The sequence below is a fragment of the Pseudomonas sp. PvP027 genome (assembly GCF_017833005.1).
Classification (GTDB): Bacteria; Pseudomonadota; Gammaproteobacteria; order Pseudomonadales; family Pseudomonadaceae; genus Aquipseudomonas; species Aquipseudomonas congelans.
In genome coordinates this window covers 2,116,644-2,142,514 of record NZ_JAFIBK010000001.1, presented here as the reverse complement: position 1 = coordinate 2,142,514, position 25,871 = coordinate 2,116,644, and the positions used below count along the sequence as shown (strand labels likewise).

26 protein-coding genes are annotated in these 25,871 nt (G+C 59.7%); 16 read left to right on the top strand and 10 right to left on the bottom strand.

The annotated features are described in order from the left end of the window. Positions 1 to 104 precede the first annotated feature (104 nt). From JOE33_RS08855 to moaE, 4 genes are all read left to right on the top strand, one after another. On the top strand, positions 105 to 1,499 hold the full coding sequence (locus JOE33_RS08855) for a PhoH family protein (protein ID WP_003365383.1): 1,395 nt from the start codon (positions 105 to 107) through the stop codon (positions 1,497 to 1,499). A gap of 108 nt (positions 1,500 to 1,607) precedes the next feature. After that, positions 1,608 to 2,093 carry a cyclic pyranopterin monophosphate synthase MoaC gene (moaC, locus tag JOE33_RS08850; RefSeq protein WP_010435447.1) on the top strand — a complete coding sequence of 162 codons (486 nt, stop codon included), beginning with the start codon at positions 1,608 to 1,610 and terminating at the stop codon, positions 2,091 to 2,093. Continuing rightward, positions 2,090 to 2,335 (top strand): molybdopterin converting factor subunit 1, encoded by a 246-nt coding sequence (moaD, locus tag JOE33_RS08845; RefSeq protein WP_010435444.1) that lies wholly within the window; start codon positions 2,090 to 2,092, stop codon positions 2,333 to 2,335. Before moaC ends, moaD begins: the two co-directional genes overlap by 4 nt. 2 nt (positions 2,336 to 2,337) lie before the next feature. Further along, positions 2,338 to 2,787, top strand: a complete 450-nt coding sequence (gene moaE / locus JOE33_RS08840; protein WP_010435442.1) for a molybdopterin synthase catalytic subunit MoaE — start codon at positions 2,338 to 2,340, stop codon at positions 2,785 to 2,787. 3 nt (positions 2,788 to 2,790) lie between these two features. Here moaE and rhlB read toward each other — a convergent pair whose 3' ends face one another. Together rhlB and JOE33_RS08830 are read right to left on the bottom strand one after the other, a co-directional pair. Next, the gene (gene rhlB / locus JOE33_RS08835; RefSeq protein WP_162492623.1) at positions 2,791 to 4,248 is read right to left on the bottom strand and encodes an ATP-dependent RNA helicase RhlB; all 1,458 of its coding nucleotides are present in this window, start codon (positions 4,246 to 4,248) and stop codon (positions 2,791 to 2,793) included. 116 nt (positions 4,249 to 4,364) lie between these two features. Then, positions 4,365 to 5,024: an alpha/beta hydrolase gene (locus JOE33_RS08830; protein WP_010435439.1), complete on the bottom strand. Its 660-nt coding sequence runs from the start codon at positions 5,022 to 5,024 to the stop codon at positions 4,365 to 4,367. Between the two features lie 485 nt (positions 5,025 to 5,509). Here JOE33_RS08830 and JOE33_RS08825 point away from each other — a divergent pair, with 485 nt between their 5' ends. From JOE33_RS08825 to JOE33_RS08805, 5 genes are all read left to right on the top strand, one after another. Next, positions 5,510 to 6,538 carry an amino acid ABC transporter substrate-binding protein gene (locus JOE33_RS08825; protein WP_002552268.1) on the top strand — a complete coding sequence of 343 codons (1,029 nt, stop codon included), beginning with the start codon at positions 5,510 to 5,512 and terminating at the stop codon, positions 6,536 to 6,538. 70 nt (positions 6,539 to 6,608) lie between these two features. Then, positions 6,609 to 7,790 (top strand): amino acid ABC transporter permease, encoded by a 1,182-nt coding sequence (locus tag JOE33_RS08820; protein WP_032615821.1) that lies wholly within the window; start codon positions 6,609 to 6,611, stop codon positions 7,788 to 7,790. 10 nt (positions 7,791 to 7,800) lie between these two features. Continuing rightward, positions 7,801 to 8,898 (top strand): amino acid ABC transporter permease, encoded by a 1,098-nt coding sequence (locus JOE33_RS08815; protein WP_010435434.1) that lies wholly within the window; start codon positions 7,801 to 7,803, stop codon positions 8,896 to 8,898. A 10-nt stretch (positions 8,899 to 8,908) separates the two neighbouring features. Then, positions 8,909 to 9,673, top strand: a complete 765-nt coding sequence (locus tag JOE33_RS08810; protein WP_003365366.1) for an amino acid ABC transporter ATP-binding protein — start codon at positions 8,909 to 8,911, stop codon at positions 9,671 to 9,673. A 166-nt stretch (positions 9,674 to 9,839) separates the two neighbouring features. Next, a complete protein-coding gene (locus tag JOE33_RS08805; RefSeq protein ID WP_025991060.1) occupies positions 9,840 to 11,069 on the top strand; it encodes a CynX/NimT family MFS transporter in 1,230 nt (409 codons plus the stop codon). A 42-nt stretch (positions 11,070 to 11,111) separates the two neighbouring features. Here the strand turns inward: JOE33_RS08805 and JOE33_RS08800 are convergent, their stop codons facing one another. Then, positions 11,112 to 12,050: an aromatic alcohol reductase gene (locus JOE33_RS08800; protein WP_187625147.1), complete on the bottom strand. Its 939-nt coding sequence runs from the start codon at positions 12,048 to 12,050 to the stop codon at positions 11,112 to 11,114. Between the two features lie 48 nt (positions 12,051 to 12,098). Between JOE33_RS08800 and JOE33_RS08795 the strand changes: the two genes are divergently transcribed. The 4 genes from JOE33_RS08795 (at position 12,099) to JOE33_RS08780 (ending at position 14,452) form a co-directional block, all read left to right on the top strand. Further along, a complete protein-coding gene (locus JOE33_RS08795; RefSeq protein ID WP_010435426.1) occupies positions 12,099 to 12,554 on the top strand; it encodes a helix-turn-helix domain-containing protein in 456 nt (151 codons plus the stop codon). A 75-nt stretch (positions 12,555 to 12,629) separates the two neighbouring features. Continuing rightward, positions 12,630 to 13,121 (top strand): nuclear transport factor 2 family protein, encoded by a 492-nt coding sequence (locus tag JOE33_RS08790; protein WP_010435425.1) that lies wholly within the window; start codon positions 12,630 to 12,632, stop codon positions 13,119 to 13,121. Beyond that, positions 13,114 to 13,455: a GIY-YIG nuclease family protein gene (locus JOE33_RS08785; protein ID WP_187625146.1), complete on the top strand. Its 342-nt coding sequence runs from the start codon at positions 13,114 to 13,116 to the stop codon at positions 13,453 to 13,455. The genes JOE33_RS08790 and JOE33_RS08785 overlap by 8 nt, the downstream gene beginning before the upstream one ends. A gap of 64 nt (positions 13,456 to 13,519) precedes the next feature. After that, complete coding sequence (locus tag JOE33_RS08780; RefSeq protein ID WP_122530403.1) at positions 13,520 to 14,452, top strand: glutathione S-transferase family protein; 933 nt, start codon at positions 13,520 to 13,522, stop codon at positions 14,450 to 14,452. 62 nt (positions 14,453 to 14,514) lie between these two features. Here the strand turns inward: JOE33_RS08780 and JOE33_RS08775 are convergent, their stop codons facing one another. Beyond that, entirely contained in the window at positions 14,515 to 14,865 is a 351-nt protein-coding gene (locus tag JOE33_RS08775; protein ID WP_003408919.1) for a glutaredoxin family protein, read from the bottom strand. A 5-nt stretch (positions 14,866 to 14,870) separates the two neighbouring features. Continuing rightward, positions 14,871 to 15,872 carry a nucleoid-associated protein YejK gene (gene yejK / locus JOE33_RS08770; protein ID WP_032615817.1) on the bottom strand — a complete coding sequence of 334 codons (1,002 nt, stop codon included), beginning with the start codon at positions 15,870 to 15,872 and terminating at the stop codon, positions 14,871 to 14,873. 393 nt (positions 15,873 to 16,265) lie between these two features. On the opposite strand from yejK, the gene JOE33_RS08765 reads away from it, so the two are divergent. Next, positions 16,266 to 16,547, top strand: a complete 282-nt coding sequence (locus JOE33_RS08765; protein WP_002552279.1) for an HU family DNA-binding protein — start codon at positions 16,266 to 16,268, stop codon at positions 16,545 to 16,547. A gap of 188 nt (positions 16,548 to 16,735) precedes the next feature. Here JOE33_RS08765 and rlmF read toward each other — a convergent pair whose 3' ends face one another. The 5 genes from rlmF to JOE33_RS08740 form a co-directional block, all read right to left on the bottom strand. Then, positions 16,736 to 17,722: a 23S rRNA (adenine(1618)-N(6))-methyltransferase RlmF gene (gene rlmF, locus JOE33_RS08760; RefSeq protein ID WP_010435416.1), complete on the bottom strand. Its 987-nt coding sequence runs from the start codon at positions 17,720 to 17,722 to the stop codon at positions 16,736 to 16,738. Positions 17,723 to 17,879: 157 nt separating this feature from the next. Further along, on the bottom strand, positions 17,880 to 20,726 hold the full coding sequence (locus tag JOE33_RS08755; protein WP_054993101.1) for a valine--tRNA ligase: 2,847 nt from the start codon (positions 20,724 to 20,726) through the stop codon (positions 17,880 to 17,882). 210 nt (positions 20,727 to 20,936) lie between these two features. Then, complete coding sequence (locus JOE33_RS08750) at positions 20,937 to 21,371, bottom strand: hypothetical protein (protein ID WP_010435411.1); 435 nt, start codon at positions 21,369 to 21,371, stop codon at positions 20,937 to 20,939. A 7-nt stretch (positions 21,372 to 21,378) separates the two neighbouring features. Next, positions 21,379 to 21,807, bottom strand: coding sequence for a DNA polymerase III subunit chi (locus JOE33_RS08745; RefSeq protein ID WP_187625145.1), 429 nt, complete (start codon positions 21,805 to 21,807; stop codon positions 21,379 to 21,381). Positions 21,808 to 21,864: 57 nt separating this feature from the next. Further along, a complete protein-coding gene (locus JOE33_RS08740; protein ID WP_122592238.1) occupies positions 21,865 to 23,355 on the bottom strand; it encodes a leucyl aminopeptidase in 1,491 nt (496 codons plus the stop codon). Positions 23,356 to 23,674: 319 nt separating this feature from the next. Between JOE33_RS08740 and lptF the strand changes: the two genes are divergently transcribed. After that, positions 23,675 to 24,802: an LPS export ABC transporter permease LptF gene (gene lptF, locus JOE33_RS08735; RefSeq protein ID WP_003316899.1), complete on the top strand. Its 1,128-nt coding sequence runs from the start codon at positions 23,675 to 23,677 to the stop codon at positions 24,800 to 24,802. Further along, the gene (gene lptG / locus JOE33_RS08730; protein ID WP_054993100.1) at positions 24,789 to 25,850 is read left to right on the top strand and encodes an LPS export ABC transporter permease LptG; all 1,062 of its coding nucleotides are present in this window, start codon (positions 24,789 to 24,791) and stop codon (positions 25,848 to 25,850) included. The genes lptF and lptG overlap by 14 nt, the downstream gene beginning before the upstream one ends. Positions 25,851 to 25,871: the final 21 nt, after the last annotated feature.

Sequence of the window (25,871 nt, the reverse complement as noted above, 5' to 3'; positions counted from 1 at the left end):
GAGCGACATTTCTGCCCTGCCTGAAGGGGAGAATCCGGCGGCCTTTTCGTGGCGCAGTACTGTCGTGGTTCTGCGTCGCCCGGCTTCTATAAAGGTGAGCGAGTATGGATGACCACGGACGCACCCCTTCCACCAACCAGCCAATCCTTTACGTGCTCGATACCAACGTATTGATTCATGATCCAAACGCACTGCTGAACTTCGAAGAACACCACGTCGCCATCCCCATGACGGTTCTGGAGGAACTGGACAAGCTCAAGGCCGGTAAACATTCGGTTGCTGCCGAGTGCCGCCAGGCCATCCGCCTGATCGACAAGACTCTGGGCGAAGCTTCGCCTGAGGAAGTCGAGAAGGGCGTGCCCATCGACCGTGGAACAGGCGTGCTCAAGGGCTACCTGTCGATTTTGATGAGCAAGCGCGAGGAACCCAACAGTCTGCTGCCCGAGCACCTGAACGACAACATCATCATCAACCAATTGATCGACCTGCATGCGCGCAACAAGGACTTGAGCGTCGTGCTGGTGACCAAAGACATCAACATGCGCCTCAAGGCGCGCGCCTGCGGCATTGCTGCCGAGGATTACAGCACCGACCAGCTGGTCGACGACGTTTCGCTGTTGTCGCGTGGCTACCACGACATGACCGGTTCGTTCTGGGACCGCGTCAGCAAGGTCGATACCCGTCAGGAGCGCGGCCGTACCTGGCACCGCGTGCAGCTTACCGAAATGCTGCCGGCGGTTCATATCAACGAGTTCATTGTCGATGAGCAGGGATTTGTAGGCTGGATCAAGGGCGTCAAGAACGACGAACTGCTGATTCTGGATATGCACCAGGAGCCTTTGCTGCATCAGGAGGCCTGGGGGCTGAAGCCGCGCGATATCTATCAGGGGCTGGCGCTGTTCGCGCTGCTCGATCCGGATATTCATCTGGTCAACCTGTCAGGCGCTGCAGGCTCGGGTAAAACCATTCTGGCCCTGGCTGCTGCCATCGAGCAGACCATGGTCACCAAGCGCTATCGGCGCATCATTGCCACCCGTAGCGTTCAGGGGCTGGATCAGGAAATCGGGTTCCTGCCCGGCACCGAAGCGGAAAAGATGGAGCCTTGGCTCGGTGCGATCACCGACAACCTCGAAGCGTTGCACATGGATGACGAAAACACCCATGGCAGTGTCGACTACATCCTCAGCAAGGTGCCGTTGCAGTTCAAATCCCTCAACTACATTCGAGGTCGCAGCTTCCAGCAAAGCCTGATCCTGATCGATGAATGCCAGAACCTGACTCCGCACCAGATGAAAACCATCATCACCCGTGCCGGTGCCGGTTCCAAAGTGGTCTGCCTGGGCAACCTGGCGCAGATCGACACCCCTTACCTGTCGGCCACCAGTTCCGGGCTGACCTACCTGACGGAGCGCTTCAAGGACTTCCCGAACGGCGTGCACATCACCCTGCAAGGCGTGCCACGCTCGATACTGGCCGAATACGCGGAGAGTCATTTGTAAATAAGAGGCAAGCGGGGAGCCCATGCGTAAATGGGTTCCTTGCCTGCAGCTTGTAGCGTGTAACTGCCACTCCCTCTACACTTCTTGCTTCTGCCAAGGAGTAACGTTGTGCTCACTCATCTCGATTCCCAGGGTCGCGCCAATATGGTTGATGTCACGGATAAAGCCGTGACGTCCCGTGAGGCGGTGGCCGAAGCGTTCGTGCGCATGTTGCCGACGACGCTGCAAATGATTGTCAGCGGTGGTCATCCCAAGGGTGACGTGTTTGCCGTTGCGCGTATCGCCGGTATTCAGGCGGCGAAGAAAACCAGCGATCTGATCCCGCTTTGCCATCCGTTGATGCTCACCAGCATCAAGATCCACCTCGCTGCCGAGGGTGATGATGCCGTGCGCATTACCGCGAGCTGCAAGCTGGCCGGTCAGACCGGTGTGGAAATGGAAGCCCTGACGGCTGCCAGCGTTGCCGCGCTGACGATTTACGACATGTGCAAGGCGGTAGACCGTGGCATGGTCATCGAGTCGGTTCGTCTGCTGGAAAAGCTGGGCGGCAAGAGCGGTCACTTTATTGCCGATCAGGCACAGGTCTCCTCATGAAGGTTCAGGTTCAGTATTTTGCCCGTTACCGTGAAGTTCTGGGCCTGGATAACGAGTCTGTCGAAGGCGAGTTCGCCACGCTGGACGCGTTGCGCCAGATGCTGCTGCAGCGCGGTGACGCCTGGCAGGTGCTTGGCGAGCAGAACCTCATGTGCGCTCGCAACCAGGAACTGTGCAAACCGAACGAGCCGTTGGCCGATGGCGATGAAGTCGCGTTCTTTCCGCCCGTGACCGGAGGTTGATGATGAGCGTTCGCGTCCAGGCAGCAGCTTTCGATCCCGGTACTGAAGTCAACGCGCTGCATGCTGCCAACCTGGGCATCGGCGCGGTAGTCAGTTTTGTCGGCTATGTTCGGGATTTCAATGAAGGTCGAGAAGTGTCCGGCATGTTTCTGGAGCATTATCCGGGGATGACCGAGAAGGCACTGGCGAAAATCGTTGCCGAAGCCGAGCAGCGCTGGCCGTTGCTGCGTGTGGATGTGCTGCATCGGGTCGGTGCGCTGGAGCCCGGCGAGCCGATCGTGTTCGTGGGCGTTGCCAGCGCGCACCGTCAGGCGGCATTCGAAGCCTGTGATTTCGTCATGGATTACCTCAAGACCCGTGCGCCGTTCTGGAAGCGTGAAAACACGTCGGAAGGCACGCGCTGGGTCGAAGGCCGTCACAGCGATCACCAGGCGGCTGATCGCTGGAAGTAAACATCAGGCGTTACTGCGCACCACTGCCCTGAGCAGATGAGTCGGTGGTGTCTCGCAACTGATCTTGCGGCCCAGTTTTTCCTCGATGGCAGGTAACTGGTAAGAGTCATCCTCACCGGCAAAACTGATCGACACGCCATCGGCGCCAGCGCGACCGGTACGGCCGATGCGGTGCACGTAATCGTCCGGTACTTCGGGCAGGGTGAAGTTGATCACGTGGCTGATGCCGTCGATGTGAATGCCGCGACCGGCTACGTCGGTGGCGACCAGCACGCGGATCTTGCCTTCGCGGAAGCCTTCGAGGGTCTTGATGCGCTTGTGCTGAGGCACATCGCCTGACAGCTGCGCCGCGTTCACGCCATCGCGCACCAGACGCTCTTCGATGCGTCGGACTTCGTCCTTGCGGTTGGCGAAGACCATGACCCGTTCCCAACCGTTGTCGGTTACCAGGTTATAGAGCAGCTTGTACTTGTCGGCACCGGCGACGGCATAGATATGCTGTTCGACGTTGTCGCTGGCAACGTTCAACGATTCGATCTCGACGATGGACGGGTCCGTCGTCCACTGCTTGGCGAGGTTCATCACGTCTTCGGTGAAGGTCGCAGAGAACAGCAGGGTCTGGCGCTCACCCTTGTGCGGCGTCTGACGGATGATCTGACGTACCTGCGGGATGAAACCCATGTCCAGCATGCGGTCGGCTTCGTCGAGGACCATCACTTCGACCATGTCCAGATGCACTTCGCCGCGCTGGTTGAAGTCCAGCAGGCGGCCTGGCGTGGCGACCAGGATGTCGCAGTGCCGCGCTTCGAGTTGTTTGAGCTGCTTGTCGAAGTCCATGCCACCGACGAACGTCATGACGTTCAGGTTGGTGTACTTGGTCAGGTCGGCGGCGTCCTTGGCGATCTGCACCACCAGTTCGCGGGTCGGTGCGATGATCAGCGCGCGCGGCTCACCCATGTAGCGTTCTGCAGGCGGAGGCGTCTGGGTCAACTGCTCGATGATCGAGATCAGAAACGCAGCGGTCTTGCCGGTGCCGGTCTGGGCGCGTCCGATCGCATCCTTGCCCTTGAGGGTGAAGCCCAGTACGCCCGCCTGGATTGGTGTGCAGTACGGGAAACCAAGGTCCTGAATGGCGTGCATCAGCTCAGGTGCGAGGTTGAAGTCGTGGAAGCGGGTCTTGCCTTCCTGGGGCTCGACGACGAAATCTTCGAGTTTCCAGGCCGGCGCAGGCGGTTTTGTCACACGCTCGCGACGCGGGCGTTCTGCCCTTGGCTTGTCGGTGCGCGGCGCTCTGGCTTTGGAGGGCTCGCTGGTCGTGTCCAGAGCCTGAGTCTGGACAGCATGATCCGGTGTGTCGCCTGTGGCAGCGGGAGAGGCGGGAATAGAGGTTATCGGAGTAGGCGCAGGCTGCTCAGCCTCGCTCTTACCGAACATCTTTTTAAGTGCTTTGAGCACGGTCATCTCATCAATTGGTTAAGGAATGTACGCCGAGCAGTGTAAAGCAAGAACCGTGCTCGGCGTAGTGCCATCCATGGCGGGCTACAAAAAGCGGTCCGCCGCAAGGGGTTCAGAGCGCTTCAGCGAAGCCTTTCAGCCAGCCAGACGCCGATATCGCGAATTTCCTCCGGTAACACTTGATGCTCCATTGGGTATTCCTGCCATTCAACGGTTACACCCCGGGCGGTGAGGTGGTCGTAGACGGCGCGCCCCATCGGATAGTGCACGACCGCGTCATGCTTGCCATGCAGGCAGTAGGCCGGGATGCGTTGCTGACTCGCCGACAGGGTCATCTCGCTGCTGAATGTGGGGGCATAAGTGGACAGCGCGAGTACGCCGCCCAACGGGCCCTGCCAGCGTCGGTAGCCGGCGTGCAAGACCACCGCGCCACCCTGGGAGAAGCCGGCCAGGAAAATTCGCGCCGGATCGATGCCGCTGTCGCGCTGCTGTTCGATCAGGTCCAGCACCTTCTGCGCCGAGGCCTCCATCTGATCATGGTCAATGGCCCGGGCCTCTGAACTCATGGACTTGATGTCATACCAGCTGGGCATTGCATAACCGCCATTGACGGTCACCGCGCGTGTCGGTGCCTGAGGCAGTACGAAGCGAGTGGTACGCAACGACTCCTGCAGTGCTTCGGCGACCGGCAGAAAATCATAGCGGTCAGCGCCCAGTCCATGCAGCCAGATAACGCAGGCGTCGGCGGGGCTGGAAGGTTCGATGATCAGAGAATCGCTCATGTCTGCTCCATTTGTGTGCGCGGGCTCTTTTTGAACGCATTAATAAAGTGCGCGGTTAGATTAAAAATGAAAGAAGATGTCGCAAGGTTACAAGTTTTTGTCTTGACCTGTCGCTAATTCGACTTAGCCAGCATGCTGGTACGGGCTTTGCTACAGCAGGACTGGAGTCGAGTTGCTCACATCGTTCGGTAACACTATAAGGCTATTACTTATAGCGATCGAAAAGCAGCTCGGGAGTCCATGCGTCAGGATTCGCGGCACGATTCAACCTGTACCGCTCAGGTCCGGGAAAATCATGGGGTTTCAGTCCACGGGGCCGATTCTGAGTGATGAAGACGAATGACGGGATGATCCTGCAGGCAATTCATTATTCAGGCCCAGCGTCGCATGACCCAAAAATAAGCCAGCACGGGTCATTAGCGCCTCACAAAGGTGCGACGCGACTGAGACACCTACACAACAAAGAGCAAACTGGAGGTTTTTGAATGAAGATGTTGAAATCCACCCTGGCTGTCGTCACCGCCTTGGCCGCGTTTGGTGTGACCGGGGCTGCCAACGCCGGTGCCACGCTTGACGCTATTCAGAAGAAAGGGTTTGTTCAGTGCGGCGTCAGCGATGGCCTGCCAGGGTTTTCCGTTCCGGACTCCACCGGCAAGATCACCGGTATCGATGCTGACGTCTGCCGCGCAGTCGCTGCCGCAGTATTCGGCGACGCCACCAAGGTCAAGTTCAGCCAGTTGAACGCCAAGGAGCGTTTCACTGCACTGCAATCGGGTGAGATCGACATCCTTTCGCGTAACACCACCTGGACCAGCTCCCGTGATGCGGGCATGGGCCTGGTGTTCACCGGCGTGACTTATTACGACGGTATCGGCTTCCTGGTAAACAACAAGCTGGGCGTCAAAAGCGCCAAGGAACTGGACGGTGCAACCATCTGCATCCAGGCCGGTACCACTACCGAGCTGAACGTCTCCGACTACTTCCGCTCGAACGGCCTGAAATACACTCCGATCACCTTCGACACCTCCGACGAAAGCGCCAAGTCGCTGGAAGGCGGCCGTTGCGACGTACTGACTTCCGACCAGTCGCAACTCTACGCACAGCGCAGCAAGCTGGCCAAGCCGGACGATTACATCGTGCTGCCTGAAGTGATCTCCAAGGAGCCTCTGGGCCCTGTCGTGCGTAAAGGCGACGAAGACTGGTTCTCGATCGTTCGCTGGACCCTGTTCGCCATGCTCAACGCCGAGGAAGCCAAAATCACTTCCAAGAACGTTGAAGCTGAAGCCAAGTCGACCAAGAACCCTGACGTAGCCCGTATGCTGGGTGCCGACGGTACTTACGGCAAGGACCTCAAGTTGCCGAAAGACTGGGTCGTGCAGATCGTCAAGCAGGTAGGTAACTACGGCGAAGTGTTCGAACGCAACCTGGGCGAAGGCACCCCGCTGAAAATCAAGCGCGGTCAGAACGCTCTGTGGAATGCCGGCGGCATTCAGTACGCTCCACCTATTCGCTGATTGACCCGGCGCCCGACAGGCTTCCCAGCCTGTCGGGCGTTGTTCTGTTGGATTTTTCCTGGGGCATTTCATGGAAAAGCAAATCGTCGCACCCAAGCAAAAGCTCTCTCTGAGCGATCCGAAAGTGCGCGCGTGGTTATTTCAGATCATCACTGTCGTGGCGGTGATCGCGTTGGGCTGGTTTATCTTCGATAACACCCAGACCAACCTGCAACACCGTGGTATCACCTCGGGTTTCGGTTTTCTTGAGAACAGTGCCGGTTTCGGTATCGCTCAGCACCTGATCGACTACAGCGAAGCGGACAGTTATGCCCGTGTGTTCGTCATCGGCCTGCTGAATACCTTGCTGGTGTCGGTTATCGGTATTGTCCTGGCGACCTTGCTGGGCTTTGTCATTGGTGTCGCTCGCCTGTCTCCGAACTGGATGATCAGCAAGCTGGCCACCGTGTATGTCGAAGTCTTTCGCAACATTCCGCCACTGCTGCAGATCCTTTTCTGGTACACCGCCGTATTCCTCACGCTGCCCGGTCCGCGTCAGGCGCATGGCTATCTGGACATGTTCTTCGTCAGCAGCCGCGGGCTCAACATGCCCAGAGCATTGCCTGCCGAAGGCGCGTGGGCATTCCTGGTCAGTCTCGTCGTTGCCGTGATCGCCATCGTCATGATGGTGCGCTGGGCCAACAAGCGCTTCGAAGCCACCGGCCAGCCGTTTCACAAGTTCTGGGTCGGCCTGGCGTTGTTGCTGGTCATCCCTGGCCTGAGCATGCTGATCTTCGGCAGCCCGGTGCACTGGGAGCTGCCACAACTGAAGGGCTTCAACTTCTCGGGCGGCTGGGTGCTGATCCCTGAACTGATCTCCCTGACCCTGGCACTGACCATCTACACGGCGGCGTTCATCGCCGAAATCGTGCGTTCCGGCATCAAGTCGGTCAGCCACGGCCAGACCGAAGCGGCCCGCTCACTGGGCCTGCGCCCTGGGCCGACGCTGCGCAAGGTGATCATCCCGCAGGCGCTGCGAGTGATCATTCCGCCGCTGACCAGTCAGTTCCTGAACCTGGCGAAGAACTCTTCGCTGGCAGCAGCCATCGGCTACCCGGAAATGGTTTCCCTGTTTGCCGGTACGGTGCTCAACCAGACCGGACAGGCCATTGAAGTCATTGCCATCACCATGAGCGTGTACCTGGCGATCAGTATCAGCATTTCCCTGCTGATGAACTGGTACAACAAGCGCATTGCGCTGATCGAGCGGTGAGGAAAAGCGCATGACAACTCATACTTTCAAACCTGATATGCCACCACCGGGCAAAGTGTTCGGCCCGATGGCGTGGATGCGGCAGAACCTGTTCTCCAGCTGGATCAACACCCTGCTGACCTTGCTCTCGCTGTATCTGATCTATCTGGTCGTGCCGCCGATCATCAGCTGGGCCCTGCTGGATGCCAACTGGATCGGGACGACCAAGGCAGACTGCACCAAGGCGGGTGCCTGCTGGGTGTTCATCGAGCAGCGCTTCGGTCAGTTCATGTATGGCTACTTCCCCAATGAACTGCGCTGGAGGGTCGACCTGACCGCTATCCTGGCGATTGTCGGTGCTGCGCCGCTGTTCATCTCGAAGTTTCCACGCAAGGCTGTCTACGGTATTGCCTTCCTGGTGATCTACCCGGTGGTCGCGTTCTACCTGCTGCATGGCGGTGCGTTCGGTCTGACCAACGTGCCGACCAGCCAGTGGGGCGGTCTGATGCTGACTCTGGTCATCGCCACCGTAGGTATCGTCGGCGCCTTGCCGCTGGGTATCCTGCTGGCGCTCGGCCGTCGTTCCAACATGCCGGCCGTGCGTGTGGTGTGCGTGACGTTCATCGAGTTCTGGCGCGGCGTGCCGCTGATTACCGTGCTGTTCATGTCGTCGGTCATGCTGCCGCTGTTCATGCCAGAGGGCATGAACTTCGACAAGCTGCTCCGTGCACTGATCGGCGTCATCCTGTTCCAGTCCGCGTACATTGCTGAAGTGGTGCGCGGCGGCATGCAGGCCATCCCCAAGGGCCAGTACGAAGCTGCCTCGGCGATGGGCCTGGGTTACTGGCGCAGCATGGGTCTGGTGATCCTGCCGCAGGCGTTGAAGATGGTCATTCCCGGCATCGTCAACACCTTCATTGCATTGTTCAAGGACACCAGTCTGGTGATCATTATCGGTCTGTTCGACCTGCTCAACAGCGTCAAGCAGGCTACCGCCGACCCGGCATGGCTGGGTATGGCCACTGAAGGCTACGTCTTCGCGGCCCTGGTGTTCTGGATCTTCTGTTTCGGCATGTCCCGCTATTCCATGCATTTGGAACGTAAGCTGGACACAGGCCACAAGCGTTAGGAGTTTTGTGATGAGTGAAGTTATCAATAAGCCTCTGGGCGCTGAAGGCATGATCCGCATGGAGGGCGTACACAAGTGGTACGGCCAGTTCCATGTACTCAAGGACATCAACCTGAATGTGCGCCAGGGTGAACGTATCGTGCTGTGCGGCCCGTCGGGTTCGGGCAAGTCGACCACTATTCGCTGCCTCAACCGTCTGGAAGAGCACCAGCAGGGTCGCATCATTGTCGATGGCACCGAGCTGACCTCGGACCTCAAGCAGATCGAGACCATCCGCCGCGAAGTGGGCATGGTGTTTCAGCACTTCAACCTGTTCCCGCACCTGACCATCCTGCAGAACTGCACGCTGGCGCCGATGTGGGTGCGCAACATGCCGAAGAAGAAAGCCGAAGAAATCGCCATGCACTATCTGGAGCGTGTGCGTATTCCTGAGCAGGCCCACAAGTTTCCGGGTCAGCTCTCCGGTGGTCAGCAGCAGCGTGTGGCGATTGCCCGTGCCTTGTGCATGAAGCCGAAAATCATGCTGTTCGATGAACCGACTTCGGCCCTTGACCCGGAAATGGTCAAGGAAGTGCTCGACACCATGGTGGGTCTGGCTGAAGAAGGCATGACCATGCTGTGCGTGACCCACGAGATGGGCTTTGCCCGTACCGTGGCGAACCGGGTGATCTTCATGGACAAGGGCGAAATCGTCGAACAGGCTGCGCCGAACGACTTCTTCGATAACCCGCAGAGCGACCGTACCAAGCTGTTCCTCAGTCAGATCATTCACTGAGTCGACATCTGCTGAGTAAAAAACCGGGCCATGTGCCCGGTTTTTTTATGCCTGTCGTTACTGCTTGGGTTGTATGCAATTGCGCTGAACCTTGTATTCGCGATGATTCTCCAACAGGATACCGCCCCCCTGAAAAGGGTCGACATACCTGATGACCGAGAAACCGATGACTGCCAAGGCTCAACCCAGCCCACAACCGACTACCGATAAACCCCACTCTGCCTTGAAGCGCCCCTGGCTGTTGCTGCTGGGTCTGGTACTGGTCGCCCTCAACCTGCGCCCGGCGCTGTCGAGCATCGCGCCACTGCTTGACACGGTGTCCGACAGCCTTGGCATGTCGGCTGCCGAAGCCGGATTGCTGACCACCTTGCCGGTCCTGTGTCTGGGCCTGTTCGCGCCGCTGGCACCGATTCTTGCCCGCCGGTTTGGCAGTGAACGGGTGGTTCTGGTGGTGCTTCTGACATTGGCCGCAGGCCTGGCAGTACGCAGTCTGTTTGGCCAGACCGGACTGTTTGCCGGCAGTCTGCTGGCGGGTGCGAGCATCGGAATCGTCGGCGTCCTGCTGCCGGGTATCGTCAAGCGTGATTTCCCGCACAAGGCCGGAGCCATGACCGGTGTCTACACAATGGCCTTGTGCCTAGGCGCGGCGATTGCAGCCGGTTCGACGGTGCCGCTGAGTCAGTACGTCGGTGGCAGTTGGCAGATTGGCCTGGGCTTCTGGCTGGTGCCGGCCCTGATTGCCGCCGCGTTCTGGTTTCCGCAGGCGCGTGAAGTGCATGGCACGCATCGTGATGTCTACCGGGTCCGCGGCTTGCTGCGCGACCCGCTGGCCTGGCAGGTCACGCTGTACATGGGCCTGCAATCGTCGCTGTCTTATATCGTCTTTGGCTGGTTACCCTCGATCCTCATCGGTCGCGGCCTGACGCCGACCCAGGCCGGTCTGCTGCTGTCCGGCTCGATCATCGCCCAAGTCATCAGCGCGCTGGCGGTGCCTTATCTGGCCACACGCGGCAAGGATCAGCGTCTGGCGATCATGCTGGTCATGTCGCTGACCCTGACCGGTCTGTTCGGCTGCCTGTACGCGCCGCTTGGCGGGCTGTGGGGCTGGGCGATCCTGCTGGGGATCGGGCAGGGCGGCACGTTCAGTCTGGCGCTGGCCTTGATTGTCCTGCGCTCGCGTGACTCTCATGTCGCCGCCAACCTCTCGAGCATGGCGCAAGGCGTCGGCTACACCATCGCCTCGACCGGACCCTTTGCCGTGGGCGTGGTGCATGACATGACCGGCAGCTGGAACGCGATTGGCTGGATCTTCGCGGTACTCGGGCTGGGCGCCATCATCGCGGGCATGGGCGCCGGTCGGGCGCTGCAGGTTCAGGTCAGCAGCGAGAAGGTTTGATTTTCGATGATTGTCGATCGTTCGGCCCGGGCTTGAGTTGCTTCAAGCCTGAGTCAGATTGGCCAGTGCCCATTGTTCGGCACTGGTGACGCTCAGCCCTGATTGCGCGTTGTAGGTACCGGCGACGTCCCATGCCACGCCTCGGCCCATGGCAAAGACGGTCCGGTATTTGCGCAGATTGTCATCCGGCATATCCGTCAGTTCGGCCTGCAACTGCGCAACACTCCATACGTGCCGCTCGATATCGCGCCCTGTGACACGCTCCACAAGGTTGGCAAGCCCGGCGTAGGTCAATGTGTCGCCAGCGGTGTACACCACCTGATTCACGATGCGCGGCTCGTGCATCACGATGGCCGCAGTCAGCCTGCCAATGTCCTCCGCGGTCGTGACCGTCACGGCAGTATCGAGGCTGCCCAGCGCATTGATCCGCGCGCCTTGCAGATCGACGACACCGAACGCGGGTTCGAACAGGAAGCTTGTAAACATACCGGTTGAAACGATCACCCATTCGGTGTGCTGCTGGGCGCGCAGCTTTTCTCGCACATCGAGCTGCTCGTCGAACAGATCCTGAGGGCTGCCCCGGCCGATGAGGTCGTAGTCAACGCCAAACTGCCAGGGCAGGTAGCGTTTTATGCCGGCCTTGAGCGCTGCATCGGTCAGTTTGCGTTGAGTGCCCCGGCCAGCGGCAAAACCTGCACAACTGATTACTGTGTCGTAGCGCTTCATGACAGTGGCAAGTTCGTCCACGGTGGCATCGGCCAGATCGGCGGTTTCGATGGCAATGTTCAGCGTGCGGATCTCTTCGATTTCCACACGCTTGGCAGGCGCCTCGGTACTCAAGCTGCTCTGGCGTAGCAGCACGGCGATGCTCAAGTCATGTGCTCCGGCTTTCTCGACCAGCCCTCGCAGCACGGCGAGCCCAAGCTCTCCTGCGCCTATTACCAGAATGCGTTGTTTGACGTTTGCGTTATCGGCTTGCATGGTGACCCCTTTGGACGGCCTTTCAATTCAGGCGGGAGAGATGCTGGCATGCCTGTCGACAGACAAAAAGTAGGCACATCGGTGATACCGGGCGGGCTCGACGCGCAGGAAGTGGTCAGACGCTCCGAAGCGGCCTGTGCTGCGCTCAGCGATGATGAGGATGGTCTCAAGCGGGAGATTCTCGGCCACGCCGGTAACCGATGGTCATTGGGCGTGGTACATGCCCTCGGCGTCAGCAGCCCTCTGCGCCATGCCGAATTGCGCCGAAGGCTGCACGGTGTGACCCAGCGTATGCTCACCCATACCTTGCGCCAGCTCGAGCAGGACGGGCTGATCACCCGCCACGACTACCGCGAGAAGCCGCTCAGGGTGGAGTATTCGTTGACCGACCTGGGCATGGGGCTGCTGGTACAAATGATTCCACTGTGGACTTGGGTCATTGAAAACTCGGAGGCCTTCAGTGCCGCGCGAAATCGTTATCCCGACAGGCAAAGTGATGGCTGATGCGCCATCAACCCCTCGCCATTTTCCGCGGCGCCGCTTATCGTGCACGGATAATTCGCCAAGGGATGTGCACGCATGAACTACGAAGAACAAAGTCAGGCCAACAGCGCACTGATCACCCGGTTTTACGAGGCATTCGCGCAGCTGGATGCCGAGGCGATGACTGCCTGCTATACCGATGACGTGCTGTTCAGCGACCCTGCCTTTGGTGAATTGCGCGGCGCTCAGGTCGGCGACATGTGGCGCATGCTGACTTCCCGGGCGAAGAATTTCTCGGTGGTCTTCGATCAGGTGCGAGCCGATGACCAGACTGGCAGTGCGCACTGGGTGGCGACGTATCTGTTCAGTCAGACCGGGCGCACAGTGGTGAACGATATTCAGGCCCGCTTCGTGTTCCGCGATGGCAAGATCTGCGAGCATCGTGATCATTTCGATATGTGGCGCTGGTCGCGTCAGGCGCTGGGTCTGAAGGGCCTGTTGCTTGGCTGGACGCCACTGGTGCGCAATGCCGTCAGGGCTCAGGCGCTCAAGGGTCTGAAAACCTTTTCAGAGAGCCGCCGTGCCTGAGGTTGCCAGCACTTCGACTGCGTCGACTGCCGAACAGGCGCTCGGTAAACCCTGGTTTGTCTATCTTGTGCGCGCTGCCAATGGCTCACTGTACTGTGGCATCAGTGATGACCCGCAGCGGCGGTTCGCTGCGCACCAGAGCGGCAAGGGCGCGCGCTTTTTCTCTTCGAGCCCGGCGATGGCACTGGTCTACGTTGAACAATGGCCCAGCAAGGGCGAAGCGTTGCGCCATGAACGGTTGATCAAGAAGCTCAAAAAAATCGCCAAAGAGGCGTTGGTTGCCAGCTACGTAAACTCATCGATCCATGACCTTGATGTCGTCCCATCAGTTTGAGGTCGTGGGCGGACAGGGTGCTGCGGGTTAAGCTGTGTTTTTCCCACGTGCACAGAGGCTGAACATGTCCGAGTTGATCCTTCACCACTACCCCACGTCGCTGTTCGCCGAAAAAGCCCGTCTGATGCTGGGTTTCAAAGGCCTCACATGGCGTTCGGTGACTATCCCTTCGATCATGCCCAAGCCTGACCTGACCGCCTTGACGGGCGGCTACCGCAGAACCCCGGTACTGCAGGCCGGTGCAGACATCTACTGTGACACTGCGCTGATGGCTCGGCGTCTGGAGCAGGAAAAAGCTTCGCCTGCCTTTTACCCGAAAGGGCAGGAGTTCAACGTTGCCGGGCTGGCCGCCTGGGCCGATTCGGTGTTGTTCATGCATGCTGTGAGTCTGGTGTTTCAGCCTGAATCAATGGCTGTGCGCTTCGCCAAGGTGCCGCCCGACGCCGCCAAGGCGTTCGTGGCCGATCGTTCGACGCTGTTCAACGGTGGCACTGCGTCGCGGCCGCCCGTGGAGCAGGTCAAACACCAATGGCCCACCCTGATGTCGCGCCTGGAGCTGCAACTCTCGCACGGCGGCGACTTCCTGTTCGGCGTAGCGTCGATTGCCGATTTCTCGGTCGCCCATACATTGTGGTTCCTCAAGCAGACGCCGGTCACCGCGCCCTTTGTCGATGATTATCCGACTGTCAGGGGCTGGCTTGATCGCGTTCTGGGGTTTGGTCATGGCACGTTCAGCGACCTGAGCTCGGCAGATGCCATCGAGATCGCCAGAAACGCCACGCCTGCGCCGTTGCCCGAGGAAACTCTGGTTGATCCGAATGGCTTCAAGGCAGGTGACCAGGTTGCGGTTTCTGCGGTCGACTATGGCGTCGAAGCGGTTGAGGGCGAGCTGGTATTTACCGGCCGCGAAGAACTGATCCTGCGCCGCGAGGACGCGCGTGCGGGTGTCGTGCATGTGCACTTCCCGAGAATGGGCTATCGGATCGAGAAACGCTGAGGTTCAACGATGCTCTGCGTCGCCAAGGGGACGCGGAGCATCGGCACGATAGTCAGGTTGAGCTACTTCAACGCCGCCAGTATCTGATCCGGGTCAAAGCCCCGGATCAGTGTGCCGTTGACGTCGATCAACGGGATACCTCTCCCGCCCAGCGCTTCATACGCCTTACGGCCTTCTTCCGACTTCTCGATGTCGAACTCCTGATACGCGATCCCCTTGCTGTCCAGAAAACGCCGGGTCTGCTTGCAGTAGCCGCACCAGTCGGTGGCGTACATCACCACTTTGGCCTGGCTGTAGCTCTGCGCGACGTCTGCCGGCGGCGGGTTGACGAAATTCTCGATCCTCCCCCAGTTCTGGTAAATCACGACCACCAGCATGATCAGGGCAAATTTCTTGAGGGTGCGCAGCAGCATGTCGGTTACCGTCGCTTCAACTGGTCGGTCAGTTGCGTCGGCAGCCCTTTGATGATCAGGGTACCGGCAGTTTCGTCGTATTCGATCTTGTCGCCCAGCAGATGGGCTTCAAAACTGATCGACAGGCCCTCGGCGCGGCCGGTGAAGCGGCGGAACTGATTGAGGGTGCGCTTATCCGCCGGTATTTCCGGAGACAGGCCGTAGTCCTTGTTACGGATGTGATCGTAGAACGCGCGCGGACGCTCTTCGTCGATCAGCTCGGACAGCTCCTCCAGGCCCATCGGTTCGCCCATCTTGCTCTGACTGCTGGCGTAATCGACCAGGGTCTTGGTTTTCTCGCGGGCCGATTCTTCCGGCAGGTCTTCGCTTTCAACGAAGTCACTGAACGCCTTGAGCAGGGTGCGGGTTTCGCCGGGGCCATCCACGCCTTCCTGGCAACCGATGAAGTCGCGGAAGTACTCGGAAACCTTCTTGCCGTTCTTGCCCTTGATGAACGAGATGTATTGCTTGGACTGCTTGTTGTTCTGCCACTCGGAAATATTGATCCGGGCGGCGAGGTGCAATTGGCCGAGGTCCAGGTGTCGGGACGGGGTCACGTCCAGTTCGGCATTCACAGCCACGCCTTCGCTGTGGTGCAGCAGGGCGATGGCCAGGTAGTCGGTCATGCCTTGCTGATAGTGGGCGAACAGCACGTGGCCACCGACTGAAAGATTGGATTCTTCCATGAGCTTTTGCAGGTGCTCCACCGCCACCCTCGAGAACGCCGTGAAGTCATTGCCACCGTCGATATATTCTTTCAGCCAGCCGCTGAAAGGGTGCGCACCGGACTCGGGATGGAACAGGCCCCAGGCCTTGCCCTGTTTGGCGTTATAGCTTTCGTTGAGGTCGGCCAGCATGTTCTCGATGGCCTGGGACTCAGCGAGTTCGGAGTCGCGTGCATGGAGAACAGCGGGCGTACCGTCGGGTTTCTTATCGATCAGGTGGACGATGCAGTGACGGATCGGCATGGGCTTCTCGGCTGAAAAAGGTGAAGAGCGTGCAGCTCGTTGCAAGATGCCAAGTGTAACGCACGCATGCGTCTGATGGCCCCGGGCAGGCTGGTTTTCGCCAGCAGCGAGCGTTTGCTGGGTGTTTTTTGTGCAATTAGTATTAAAACCTGACCAAAAGGATAGGTAGAGGCGGATATTTGCCCGGCTCTGTGCTAGTTTTGCGCGGTCTTGCGCACTTAGCGCGTCAAGCATGCAGTTAGCGCACACGTAGGTCGAACCATTGCCCGGTTTCAGTATCTACACTTTCGCGATTAATCGTGGCTGCTAGCGGGTGGCCAGGTTCGTTGCCTGGCCACGGGCCGACGTTGCGCTCTGCAATCCAAATGAATTTGATAGGGAAGGAACACCACCATGGCTCTTACTAAAGACCAATTGATCGCCGATATCGCTGAAGCTATCGACGCGCCAAAAACCACCGCGCGTAATGCTCTTGAGCAATTGGGCCAAATTGTTGCCGACCAATTGGAAAACGGCGTGGAAATCACTTTGCCAGGTATCGGCAAACTGAAAGTTGCAGAGCGTCCGGCTCGCACTGGCCGCAACCCTTCGACTGGCGCTGCCATCGAAATCGCTGCCAAGAAAGTTATCAAGTTCGTTCCAGCCAAAGTGCTGACCGACTCGATCAACAAGTAAGCAACCGCTTGCTGTGAAAAAGCCGTGCACCGGTTAACCGGGCACGGCTTTTTTGTGGGCGCTTGATTCCGCGGACGTTTATCGTTCCTCACGCCACGCGTGGGAATGCCGTTCGTGACGCTCTGCGTCACATGGCTGAGCCGCACTGCATACTCTGGTCTGGACGCCGAGCGTCCGGAGCATGCCAGTCAAAACTGCGCGCGCTGAGCCTTGTCGAGAAACGTCCAGGCTACAAAGCGGCTTTGCTTCTGGCCCTGGCCCATTTCCACTATTTTCACTTCAAGTACGCCGGCTTTTTTCAGCGCGCTCTGGATCGGCGGCAGGTTGGAGGCCTTGGACACCAGTGTGCTGAACCATGCCACCTGGCTCGGCAGCAAGGCGCTTTCCTGGATCAGCTGGGTCACGAAGCCGATCTCGCCACCTTCGCACCACAACTCCTGCGACTGGCCGCCGAAATTGAGCACCGGCAATTTACGCTTGGGATCAGCCTTGCCCAGCGCGCGCCATTTGCGCTGGCTGCCACGCTGCGCTTCTTCCAGCGAGGCATGGAAGGGCGGGTTGCAGAGGCTGACATGGAAGCGTTCGCTGCTGTCGAGTAGTCCGAGCAGGATCTGCTTGCGATTGCCCTGCTGGCGCACGCTGATGGCCTTGCTCAGGCCGTTGGCCTTCACAATAGTGGTCGCTGCAGCGATGGCGGTGCTGTCGATGTCCGAACCAACGAACTGCCAGCCATAGTCGCTATGCCCCAGCAGGGGATAGATGCAATTGGCGCCGGTGCCGACATCCAGCGCCTTGATGGATGCGCCGCGTGGTATCACGCCGTCATTGTCGTCGGCCAGCAGGTCGGCGAGAAAGTGCAGGTAGTCCGCACGCCCCGGAATCGGCGGGCACAGGTAATCGGCCGGAATGTCCCAATGGGCGATGCCATAGAACGCTTTGAGCAGCGCGCGGTTGAATACCCGTACCGCCTGCGGATTGGCGAAGTCGATGCTTTCCTTGCCGTAGGGGTTGAGGATCACGAACGCTGCCAGCTCGGGACTGGATTTGATCAGCTTCGGAAAGTCGTACTGGCCCTGATGCCGATTGCGCGGGTGCAAGGTGGCCTTTTCACGCGGCGCAGCAGGTTTGCCTGGCCGCTGAGGCTTCTTGCGCGGTGGTTTGCGGGTATCGGTCATGGATTCGATTGTCAGCCGTGAGGTTGAGTTGCCTGGCTTATTCGCGAGCAAGCGAAGCGTCGCCTTTGGCGGGGTACGCCTTGCTCGCGAATAAGTCAGTACAGATATTCAGATAACAAAAAGCCAGCCCATGATCGGGCTGGCTTTTCCGGCCACCTTACAGGCTGGCGATGCGTGCGTGTTGCTCGGCCAGCTTGCCCAGCGCCTGTTCGGCTTCTGTCAGCTTGGCGCGTTCCTTGGCGATGACTTCAGGCGGTGCCTTGTCGACGAAGGCGGCGTTGGACAGCTTGCCGCCGACGCGTTGCACTTCGCCTTGCAGGCGCTGGATTTCCTTGTCCAGGCGCGCCAGTTCTGCGCCTTTGTCGATCAGTCCGGCCATCGGCACCAGCACTTCCATGTCACCGACCAGCGCGGTGGCGGACAGCGGTGCTTCTGCGCCTTCGGTGAGTAGGGTCATCGATTCCAGCTTGGCGAGCTTCTTCAGCAGGTAATCGTTTTCGCTCAGGCGACGCTGGTCTTCGGCGCTGACGTTCTTGAGGAACAGTTGCAGCGGCTTGCCCGGGCCGATGTTCATCTCGCCACGGATGTTGCGCACGGCGAGCATCAGGCCCTTGAGCCATTCGATGTCGTCTTCGGCGGCCTGATCAATGCGTGCTTCATTGGCCACCGGCCAGGGTTGCAGCATGATGGTCTTGCCTTGCGCACCGGCCAGCGGCGCGAGACGCTGCCAGATTTCTTCGGTGATGAACGGCATGAACGGGTGCGCAAGACGCAGCGCGACTTCCAGAACGCGGACCAGCGTGCGGCGTGTGCCGCGCTGACGCTCGACCGGCGCCGTTTCGTCCCACAGTACCGGCTTGGACAGTTCCAGATACCAGTCGCAATACTGGTTCCAGATGAACTCGTACAACGCCTGAGCTGCGAGGTCGAAGCGGAACTGATCCAGCTGACGGGTCACTTCGGCTTCGGTGCGTTGCAACTGCGAGATGATCCAGCGATCAGCCAGCGACAGTTCGACGGCTTCGCCGTTCTGGCCGCAGTCTTCGCCCTTGTCCAGCACGTAGCGCGCCGCGTTCCAGATCTTGTTGCAGAAGTTGCGGTAGCCTTCGACGCGGCCCATGTCGAACTTGATGTCGCGACCGGTCGACGCCAGCGAGCAGAAGGTAAAACGCAGGGCATCGGTGCCGTAGCTGGCGATGCCGTCGGCGAATTCCTGGCGGGTCTGTTTCTCGATCTTTTTCGCCAGTTGCGGCTGCATCAGGCCACTGGTGCGTTTTTCTACCAGCGTTTCGAGGTCGATACCGTCGACGATGTCCAGCGGGTCCAGCACGTTGCCCTTGGACTTGGACATCTTCTGGCCCTGGCCATCGCGCACCAGACCATGCACATAGACGGTCTTGAACGGGACTTGCGGCGTACCGTCCTCGTTCTTCACCAGGTGCATGGTGAGCATGATCATCCGGGCGACCCAGAAGAAAATGATGTCGAAGCCGGTGACCAGCACGTCGGTAGAGTGAAAGGTCTCGAGTGCCTTGGTCTTTTCCGGCCAGCCGAGCGTGGAGAAGGTCCACAGGCCCGAGCTGAACCAGGTGTCCAGTACGTCGTTGTCCTGCTGCAGCGCGATTTCCGGGCCCAGGTTGTTCTTCGCGCGAACCTCGGCTTCGTCGCGGCCGACGTAGACCTTGCCGGACTCGTCGTACCAGGCCGGAATGCGGTGGCCCCACCAGAGCTGACGGCTGATGCACCAGTCCTGGATGTCGCGCATCCACGAGAAGTACATGTTTTCGTACTGCTTGGGCACAAACGCGATGCGGCCGTCTTCGACAGCGGCAATCGCAGGTTCGGCCAGCGGCTTAGTGGAGACGTACCACTGATCGGTCAGCCACGGCTCGATGATGGTGCCGGAACGGTCGCCTTTCGGCACCTTCAGTGCGTGATCATCAACGCTGACCAGCAACCCGGCGGCGTCGAACGCGGCAACGATCTGCTTGCGCGCTTCGAAGCGGTCCAGTCCGGCATAGGCGGCGGGCAGGCTGCCGTCGACGCTTTCGTTCAGCGTGCCATCGAGGTTGAACACCTGAGCGGCAGGCAGCACGTTGGCATTCTTGTCGAAAATGTTCAGCAGCGGCAGGTTGTGGCGTTTGCCGACTTCATAGTCGTTGAAATCGTGGGCCGGCGTGATTTTCACGCAGCCGGTACCGAATTCGGGGTCGCAGTAATCATCCGCGATGATCGGAATGCGGCGGCCTACGAGAGGCAATTCGACGAACTTGCCGATCAGCGCCTTGTAGCGCTCATCCTGCGGGTTCACCGCAACGGCGGCATCACCGAGCATGGTCTCCGGGCGGGTGGTGGCCACGATCAGATAGTCCAGGCCTTCGGCGGTCTTTGCACCGTCGGCCAGCGGATAGCGCAGGTTCCACAGATGGCCTTTCTCGTCGTGGTTCTCCACTTCGAGGTCGGAAATGGCGGTGTGCAGCTTGGTGTCCCAGTTGACCAGGCGCTTGCCACGGTAGATGAGGCCGTCTTCATGCAGACGCACGAAGGCTTCCTTCACCGCTTCGGACAGGCCGTCGTCCATGGTGAAGCGCTCGCGGCTCCAGTCGACGGACGAGCCCAGGCGGCGGATCTGACGGCTGATGTTGCCGCCGGACTCGGCCTTCCATTCCCAGATCTTGTCCAGAAACTTCTCGCGGCCCAGCTCATGACGGCTTACGCCTTGCGCTTCGAGGCGACGCTCGACCAGCATCTGCGTAGCGATACCGGCGTGGTCGGTGCCCGGTTGCCAGAGCGTATTGCGGCCCTGCATGCGACGGAAACGGATCAGGGCATCCATGATCGCGTTATTGAAACCGTGGCCCATGTGCAGGCTGCCGGTAACGTTCGGCGGCGGGATCATGATGGTGTACGAGTCACCCACGCCTTGCGGAGCGAAATAGTTCTCGGACTCCCAGGTCTGGTACCAGGAAGTTTCGATGGCGTGCGGCTGGTAAGTCTTGTCCATGCGCGGCGGGAACCTGTGGCATTGATTCGGAAACCGGTAAGTATAGACCTGACGGTAAGCGACAAGCCATAAGTGCCGGGCCACAACTGGCAGATCTGTCAGCAGGTGGCGAGTGGGCCGGGGGCGGCTGGCTGCTCTGATAAGCTCGCGACTGGATACTCGCCAACGAAGTATCTATTTACCCAAGGGGCAGTTCCCGAGCCATGAACTTCACTTCGGCTGCTGCGCCAATAACCGCTCCAGCCTTGCCTCCAGCCGACGCTTGATTTCGTTTTCGATATGCGGGGCGAAGTCGTCGATCACGTCCTGCATGATCAATTGCGCGGCTGCGCGCAATTCGCTGTCCAGATGCAGCAGTGCATCAGGGTTGGGCAGCGTCTGCGACTGGGCCGCCTGCTGCACCTGCGGGGCGGGTGCTGCAGGGGCATCAGGTGTCAGTGTCGGGATGTCGTCTTCGTCGAAGTCCTGTTGATACGCCGCGTCGGGGCGAGCGCCGACGACATCGAACAACAGGGGAATCTGGCCTTCGGGACGAGTGGTGTCGTTCGCCAGGGGGGAATGTGCGGGGTCATCGCCGAGCAGTTGGCGGATCGACTCGAGGTCGTTCAGCAAATGCGCAGATTCAGCTTTTTTTGAAGTATCCATCGTGTCCTCAAAGGCGCTGCAGTCGGTGATCTTGCGGAGGATAGCCCTGTTCACGGTAGGAACGGAAACTCTCGCGTGCGGCAAGACGTATGGCCGGGTCTTCGACAACGACTTCGGCCACGCGGGCGAAACGTTTGAAGAAGGCCGGAATGCTCAGGTCGAGATTGACCAGCAGGTCGCTGTGTTCGCCCGAATCGTCGCCCAGGCCCAGTACCACGGCAGCATCGTGATCGCTCTCGGCGTCGCCATGCGGCAGAAACACTTCCCCTCTGAAACGCCAGAGGCGGGCATTGAGGTCCTCACGCTGCGCCGCATCACTGCAATGCAGATAGACCTTGTGACCCAGGCGCCAGGCCTTTTCCGTCAGCTTGCAGGCAAAGTCCAGGCGAGCCGCAGGATCGGCGCTGGGCAGGATGTAGAAGTCGACTTGAGTCATGTGGGTTCCAGAACCGGAGGCGTATCGACTGTGCAGCCGATACGCCAGGGTCTCTTTTTATACGCCGGCGCGGTCGAGCAGGTATTGGGTCAGCAGCGGAACAGGACGTCCGGTGGCGCCTTTCTCCTTGCCGCCGCTCAGCCATGCAGTGCCGGCGATGTCCAGGTGAGCCCAGTGGTAGGCCTTGGTGAAGCGCGACAGGAAGCAGGCAGCGGTGATGGTGCCGCCTTTCGGACCACCAATGTTGGCGATGTCGGCGAACGGGCTGTCGAGCTGTTCCTGGTACTCATCGAACAACGGCAACTGCCAGGCACGGTCATCGGCCTGTTTGCCGGCGTCGAGCAACTGATTGATCAGCGCGTCGTTATTGCCCAGCAGGCCAGAGGTGTGGCCGCCCAGCGCAACGACGCAGGCGCCGGTCAGGGTTGCAATATCGATGACCGCCTGCGGCTTGAAGCGCTCGGCGTAGGTCAGTGCATCGCACAGCACCAGTCGGCCTTCGGCGTCGGTGTTGAGGATTTCGACGGTCTGGCCGCTCATGGTCGTGACGATATCGCCCGGACGTGTTGCGGTGCCGCTCGGCATGTTTTCGGCACATGCCAGAATGCACACCAGATTGATCGGCAGCTTCAATTCGAGCACTGCACGCAGGGTGCCGAACACGCTGGCAGCACCGCACATGTCGAACTTCATCTCGTCCATGCCCGAGGCAGGCTTGATGCTGATGCCGCCGGTATCGAAGGTGATGCCTTTACCGACCAGCACGAACGGCTGGTCGCCTTTTTTGCCACCCTGGTAGTTCATGACGATGAGGCGCGGCGGCTGGGCGCTGCCCTGTGCTACCGCGAGGAAAGAACCCATGCCCAGGTCGGCCAGTTTCTTCTCGTCGTGGACTTCCACTTTCAGGTTCTTGTGGGCCTTGCCCAACGCCTTGGCTTCTTCGCCCAGGTAGGTCGGATGGCAGATGTTCGGCGGCAGATTGCCGAGGTCGCGGGTCAGTGCCATGCCGGTGGCGATTGCCTGAGCGTGAGTCGAAGCGCGCTCGACGTCGGCCGCCTTGACCTTGTCGGTCAGCAGGGTGATTTTCTTCAGGGCGCGAACGTCGGCCTTCTGGGTCTTGAAACGATCGAAGACGTATTCGCCGTCGGCCAGGGCTTCGACCAGCAGACGAGCCATGCCATAGGTGTCGCGTTTTTTCACCGACAGGTCATCGAGTGCAATCGCTGCATCGGTGCCGCCCAGGCCCTTGAGGCAAGTGAGCGCTGCGCCGACGATTTTTTTCAACTGACGGTCCGACAGCTCGTCTTCCTTGCCGGTGCCGACCAGCAGGACACGCTCGGCCTTGATGTTGGGCAGATTGTGCAACAGCAGGCTCTGACCCACCTTGCCGGCCAGATCGCCGCGCTTGAGGATCAGCGAAACGGCTCCGCCGCTGAGGATGTCCACAGTCCTGGCAGCACCGGCCAGTACACGGCTTTCGCCGACGGTGACCACCAGCGTTGCGGTTTTCAAGGTTTCTGGGCTTACGCTTTTAACAACCAATTCCATGTGGGGTCCCCGAATAGACGATGAGAGTCGCAATATGAATGTCGTACGCGGCATGGCCTGAGTGTTTTCAGGGGCGATGCCTGCGCTAAGCCTTGCAGTTTGACCCCGCTGCACGACTGCTGACAACCCCGCAAAGCGGCCTGTCTGGCGTCTATGTGCGAACTATCCCCGGTGCGCAGTGACAGAAACACACAATCACAGGATAATGCCGCATATTTTTTGAGGCCCACGCCTTTTGTCGGCGTGAAGCTCTGGTTGCCGTGGCTCACAAATTTTCCCTGTTTGGCTGCCTGAGCCTGACAACTCTGGAGTGTCTGGTTTGATTGTCTTCCGTTATCTGTCCCGAGAAGTGCTGCTTACCTTGAGTGCGGTCAGTGCCGTACTGCTGGTCTTCATCATGAGCGGACGCTTCATCAAGTACCTGGCGCAGGCCGCGTCCGGTGCGCTCGATCCTGGCGTGCTGTTCCTGATCATGGGCTTCCGCCTGCCGGGCTTTCTGCAGGTGATTCTGCCGCTGGGCCTGTTCCTCGGCATCCTCATGGCGTACGGACGCCTGTATCTGGAAAGCGAGATGACCGTGCTGGCCGCAACCGGCATGAGTCAGCAGCGCCTGCTGGCCATCACCATGGGGCCGGCCACGCTGGTGGGCCTGCTGGTTGCCTGGTTGAGCTTCAGCCTGGCTCCGCAGGGTGCTACGCAGTTTTCGCTGCTGATCAATCAGCAGGACGCCATGACCGAGTTCGACACGCTGGTGCCGGGCCGTTTTCAGGCGCTGCGTGACGGTACGCGTATCACCTACACCAAGGAGCTGTCGGAAGACCGCTCGCAACTGGCTGGTGTCTTCATTTCTGAAAAGCGCATGTCCAGCGACAAGAGCAAGGACAACGGCATCACCGTGCTGGTCGCGGAGAAGGGCCACCAGGAAGTACGGCCCAATGGCAGTCGCTTCCTGATCCTCGAGAACGGTTATCGCTATGACGGCAATCCGGGGGCGGCCGACTATCGCGTGATCAAGTACGACACCTACGGGGCGATGCTGCCCAAGCCGGAAATCAGCGAAGAAATCACCGACCGTGAGGCCATTCCGACCAGCGAACTGATCGGCAATCCGGCACCGCGTTCCGTCGCCGAGTTGCAATGGCGTATTTCGCTGCCGCTGTCGGTGTTCATCGTGACCTTGATGGCCATTCCGCTGTCACGGGTCAATCCGCGTCAGGGCCGTTACCTGAAACTGCTGCCGGCGATCCTGCTGTATATGTCCTACCTGGCCATTCTGATTTCGGTGCGCAGCTCGCTGGAGAAAGGCAAGCTGCCACTCAGCCTGGGGATGTGGTGGGTGCATGCCATCTACCTGTCCATCGGCCTGCTGTTGTTCTATTGGGAGCCTCTGCGTCTGAAGATGGCGAGTCGTCGCAGCGTCACGGAGGTGACTCGTGGTCAAGCTTGATCGATACATTGGCAAAAGCGTCCTGCTGGCGATTCTCGCGGTTCTGGGCATTATTCTGGGGCTGGTCTCGCTGTTCGCGTTCATCGACGAGATGGGCGATATCAGCGACACCTACACGCTGGCGGATGCCCTCAGCTACGTCATGCTGACGGCACCACGTCGCGTCTACGACACCTTGCCGATGGCTGCCCTGATCGGCTGCCTGATCGGTCTGGGTACGCTGGCCAGCAGCAGCGAGCTGACCATCATGCGTGCGGCGGGTGTGTCCATCGGGCGCATTGTCTGGGCGGTCATGAAGCCCATGCTGGTACTGATGATCGCTGGCGTGCTGGTCGGCGAGTATGTTGCTCCCTATGCCGAGAACCAGGCTCAGGCCGCGCGCTCGCTGGCTCAGGGCTCAGGTGATGCGCAGAGTGCCCGCCATGGTCTGTGGCACCGCCAGGGCGACGAATTCATCCACATCAACACGGTGCAGCCCAATGGCCTGATGCTCGGTGTGACGCGTTATCGTTTCGACGACCAGCGCCACATGCTCACGTCCAGCTTTGCCAAAGAGGCCAACTTCAAGACCGATTACTGGGAATTGAAGGACGTCGCCACCACGCACTTCAATGACGGCAGCACCGAGGTCGTCAATACGCCGGTAGAGCGCTGGGACGTGGCATTGAGCCCGCAACTGCTGAGCACGGTGATCATGCCGCCCGAGTCGCTGTCCATCAGCGGCCTCTGGAGCTACGCGCATTATCTGGCTGATCAGGGCTTGAGCAATGGCCGCTACTGGTTGGCGTTCTGGACCAAGGTCCTGCAACCGGCGGTGACTGTCGCGTTGGTGCTGATGGCGATCTCGTTCATCTTCGGCCCGCTGCGTTCGGTTACGCTGGGGCAGCGCGTGTTCACCGGTGTCGTGGTCGGCTTTACCTTCCGCATCATTCAGGACCTGCTCGGCCCGTCGAGCCTGCTGTTCGGCTTCCCGCCGTTGCTGGCAGTACTGCTGCCTGCCGCAGCCTGTGCGCTGGCCGGGGTTCTTCTGTTACGTCGTGCCGGGTAATGCACCTGCAGGACTGAAAAA